The following is a 3,777-nucleotide window of genomic DNA, read 5'->3' as shown; positions in this document are numbered from 1 at the left end:
GCCGAAGCTCCTTCATGTGATGATAGGTACTGCCCTTGAGTCGATCGACGAGGGGGCGACCAAGGCCGGGGCCGCTCTCGGTGAGCACGTCGATGGCTTCCGCGACCTGGTCGGCGCTGACGGGGTCCGTGCGGCATAGATCGAGGAACCATCGTTCGACCTCGGGATGCAGCACGACCTCCCACATGACCCCAGTATAAGCCAGGCTTATTAGCGGCGCGCGGTTAGGCGTGCCGCGTGGCGAGGACCTGCTGTTGCCCTTCTGTGGACTCGGGTAGCCGGGGCTGGCCGGCGGTGCCGGGTGGCCCACAGGGGGCGGTCCGGTCAGACCCGCGGCATACCCTTGCCGATGGACGAGGACGCCGACGAGTCCGGGCGCGCCCCGTGAACACGGGCGGGCACGGGTGCGAGGAGTAGGGACGTCGATGAGGATCGCCGAGGACATCACGCACCTGGTGGGGAACACCCCGCTGGTGCGGCTGCGCCGGGTCACCGAGGGTGCGGGGGCGCAGGTCGTCGCCAAGCTCGAGTCGTTCAACCCCGCGCACAGTGTGAAGGACCGGCTCGGTCTCGCGCTCATCGACGCCGCCGAGGCGGCCGGCGCGATCGGGCCGGGCACCGTCATCGTCGAGCCGACCAGCGGCAACACCGGGATCGCGCTGGCGATGGTGTGCGCGGCCCGCGGTTACCAGTGTGTGCTGACGATGCCGGAGACGATGAGCGTCGAACGCCGGATGCTGCTGCGGGCCTACGGCGCGCAGCTCGTGCTCACCCCCGGCCCGGAGGGAATGGGCGGCGCGATCGCCAAGGCCGAGGAGCTCGCCAAGAGCGACTCCCGCTACTTCATGCCGCAGCAGTTCGAGAACCCGGCGAACGCGGCGATCCACCGGGTGACCACCGCCGAGGAGATCTGGCGCGACACCGACGGGCAGATCGACATCCTCGTCGCCGGCGTCGGCACCGGTGGGACGATCACCGGTGTCGCCGAGGTCATCAAACAGCGCCGGCCGTCCGCGCGGTTCGTCGCCGTGGAGCCGGCCGCGTCCCCGGTGCTCTCCGGTGGTGCGAAGGGGCCGCATCCCATCCAGGGCATCGGCGCCGGCTTCGTCCCCAAGGTCCTCGACACCGCCATCGTGGACGAGATCATCCAGGTCGAGGCCGAGGACGCGATGGTGCTCGCCCGCCGGCTCGCCCGCGAGGAGGGGCTGCTCGTCGGCATCTCCTCGGGTGCCGCGGCGGTGGCGGCGCTGAAGGTCGCGGGCCGGCCGGAGAACGCCGGGAAACTGGTCGTCGTCGTGCTGCCCGACTTCGGGGAGCGGTACCTGTCCACCCCGCTGTTCGACGGCCTCGAGGACTGATCATGTCCAGGCCCGCTCCGCGCAGGCTCTCCCCACCCCTGCCGACCCGGTCCCGGCCAGCCGGCTCCGGATCTGTGTCCGCATCCGGTGTCGGCTCGGGGTCCGGCTCCGCTTCGGGCGCTGGTGCCGGCGCTCGTCCGGCGGCGGCGACGGACCGAGCGGCCACGTCCGGCTCGACGGGACCCCGTCTGGCGGCCGCTCGGCTGGGCGGGCTGGGTCGTGCCGGGCTCGGGCAGTTGCGCCGCGACCTGCGCGCCGCCCGTGACCGTGACCCGGCCGCCCGCTCCAGCCTCGAAGTGGCCCTGTGCTACCCGGGCGTCCACGCGCTGTGGGCCTACCGGGTCAACCACTGGCTGTGGACGCACGGCCTGCCGCTGCCCGCCCGCGTCGGCGCCACCGTCGCCCGGGCGCTCACCGGCGCCGAGATCCACCCGGGCGCCCAGGTCGGCGACGGCGTGTTCATCGACCATGCCACCGGCGTCGTCATCGGCGAGACGGCCGAGGTCGGCAACGACGTGACGATCTACCACGGCGTCACCCTCGGCGGCACCAGCCTCGAACCCACCAAACGCCATCCGACGATCGGAGACCGGGTCGTCATCGGCGCCGGCGCCAAGGTGCTCGGCCCGTTCACCGTCGGCGCGGACAGCCGCATCGGCGCGAACGCCGTCGTCGTGCGCAAGGTGCCGCCCGGTGCGGTCGTCGTCGGCGTCCCCGGCCAGATCATCACCCGCAGCCGTCCGCAGCCCGCCCACCACGACGACTCCCTGCCCGACCCGCTCGGTCTGAGCCTGCAGTCCCTGCTCACCCGCGTCGACCGGCTCGAGGCGACCGCCGCCCTCCAGGCCGCCACCGCCACCACCACCGGGGCCGACGGCGATGCCAGCTCCGGCGGCGCCACCGGCACCACCGGAAGTGGGGACGGCGGTGCGGCTCGCCCGGCGCGCACGGGTGGGGCTCCCGGCATTGGCCGAGCCGCGGGGGTCGGGGGCTCAGGCGGTCGAGGCCGCTCCGGCTCGGGCGGCAACCCGCCCCGGGTGACGATCCGCCCCCCGAAGGGCGGCGTCTGGCAGGGTGAGGACTTCGCGATCTGACGGCGGTGGCGGGCTGACGGTTCAGGTGAGGTGATGCAGCTCGTGGAGGAACAGACCCGGTAGCAGGTCCGCGTTGGAGACACTCTCCGCCACGGTGAAAGCGACGCTCACCTGATCGTCCAGTCCGCCAAGGACGACGCTCAGCGGACCCTGGCCGCGCAGCGGGAAATGGGCCAGCCCGGTGATCCGTCGCCCGCAGACGGCGAGCGGGCCGGACATACCACGCGGATTGCTGACCGAGATCGGGTATTTCGCCTTTTTCGGATCACCGAGACGCGTGGAGGTCGTCGCGATCTGGCGGACCAGCGACGCCGGCAGTCGGGCGAGGACGGTCCGCTCGAGCAGCGCCGGCTCGGTGTCCCTGAGCACGCGGGTGTGGTTCGAGACACGCTGCAGGCGCAGGTGACGATCCGGTTCACCGACGGGAAACGGCACCCAGACGAGTGACGAGTAGTTACTCAGGGTCCGCTCCTGGTCGGGCGGCCGGACGCTGAGCGGCATCGCGGTGTGCAGGAGTGGATGGGCGGCGAGATCCCAGTCCCGCGGTGCCCAGGCGCGGACGGCGCCGGCGAGTGCGGTGAGAAAGATGTCGTTGATGGTCACGCCGTGGCGCCGGCCTGCCCGACGCAGGGTCGTCAGGGTGGTCTCGGCCAGATGATGCCGGTTCGGTCCCGTGGGGCGACCGCCCCAGATCGTCAGGTCGTTGCGCCCCAGCGGGTTGTGCCGGGCCCGGTTGGCCTCGGCGAGCAGATCGCGCGGTCGCACCTGCGGACGGGTCCGTAACCGGCCGATCGACACCGGTGCCGAATCCTCGCCGAACAGCATCCACAGTGCACTGTGCATGGCCGCACTGTTCTGCTGGATGTGGCTGCAACGGTAATGGATCATAAAACCGTCGGCGTTCCCACCGCCTCGGCGAACGAGGAAGACCCTCCACGGTGGTCGGCTCAGATCAAGACGGGTGGAGCCCGCGATCTCGTCAATCACCTGTGGCCCGGATCTCCGCGGGTCCGACCCGGTCGGCTCAGGCCAGACCGCGGCGTGGTAGTCGATGTCGGCGTCGTTCATCGGAATTGTTGACCACACCGGTTCCCCGCGCCGGTTCGTCGCGAGCCGCTCCCGCAGCGCCGGCTGGCGGGCCATCTGCCCGGCCACGTGGGCCCGCCATTCCTGGTCGCTCGGTGGGCGTCCGTCGACGAACAGCAGGGCCCCCTTGTCCAGGGCGACGCTCGGCGCGCCCTGTTGAAATCCGAGAAAAGCCTGGTCGTACGGGGAAAGACGCCGGGATTCAGGCTCCTCGTGGCTGGTTGGGGAATTCCGTTTCA

The 3,777-nt window shown here is 71.5% G+C and carries 3 protein-coding genes and 1 pseudogene; 2 read left to right on the top strand and 2 right to left on the bottom strand.

The features are described 5' to 3' along the window. A pseudogene (locus G6R24_RS19245) lies at nt 1-187 on the bottom strand (type II toxin-antitoxin system RelE/ParE family toxin); the annotation flags it as partial. Nucleotides 188-425: 238 nt separating this feature from the next. Between G6R24_RS19245 and cysK the strand changes: the two are divergent. Next, nucleotides 426-1,358, top strand: a complete 933-nt coding sequence (gene cysK / locus G6R24_RS19240) for a cysteine synthase A (protein ID WP_163550586.1) — start codon at nt 426-428, stop codon at nt 1,356-1,358. Nucleotides 1,359-1,360: 2 nt separating this feature from the next. Continuing rightward, on the top strand, nt 1,361-2,452 hold the full coding sequence (gene cysE, locus G6R24_RS19235) for a serine O-acetyltransferase (RefSeq protein WP_225438747.1): 1,092 nt from the start codon (nt 1,361-1,363) through the stop codon (nt 2,450-2,452). Nucleotides 2,453-2,473: 21 nt separating this feature from the next. Here the strand turns inward: cysE and G6R24_RS19230 are convergent. Continuing rightward, on the bottom strand, nt 2,474-3,777 hold a 1,304-nt coding region (locus G6R24_RS19230), incomplete at its 5' end, for a WS/DGAT domain-containing protein (protein ID WP_163550585.1).

The sequence above is a fragment of the Candidatus Frankia nodulisporulans genome (assembly GCF_902806475.1).
In the GTDB taxonomy this organism is placed as follows: domain Bacteria; phylum Actinomycetota; class Actinomycetes; order Frankiales; family Frankiaceae; genus Frankia; species Frankia umida.
This window is presented reverse-complemented; position numbering and strand designations above follow the sequence as displayed.

Coding starts and splice junctions, on each gene's coding strand:
- cysK (WP_163550586.1), top strand. CDS start 426: ATGAGGATCGCCGAGGACATCACGCACCTGGTGGGGAACACCCCGCTG.
- cysE (WP_225438747.1), top strand. CDS start 1,361: ATGTCCAGGCCCGCTCCGCGCAGGCTCTCCCCACCCCTGCCGACCCGG.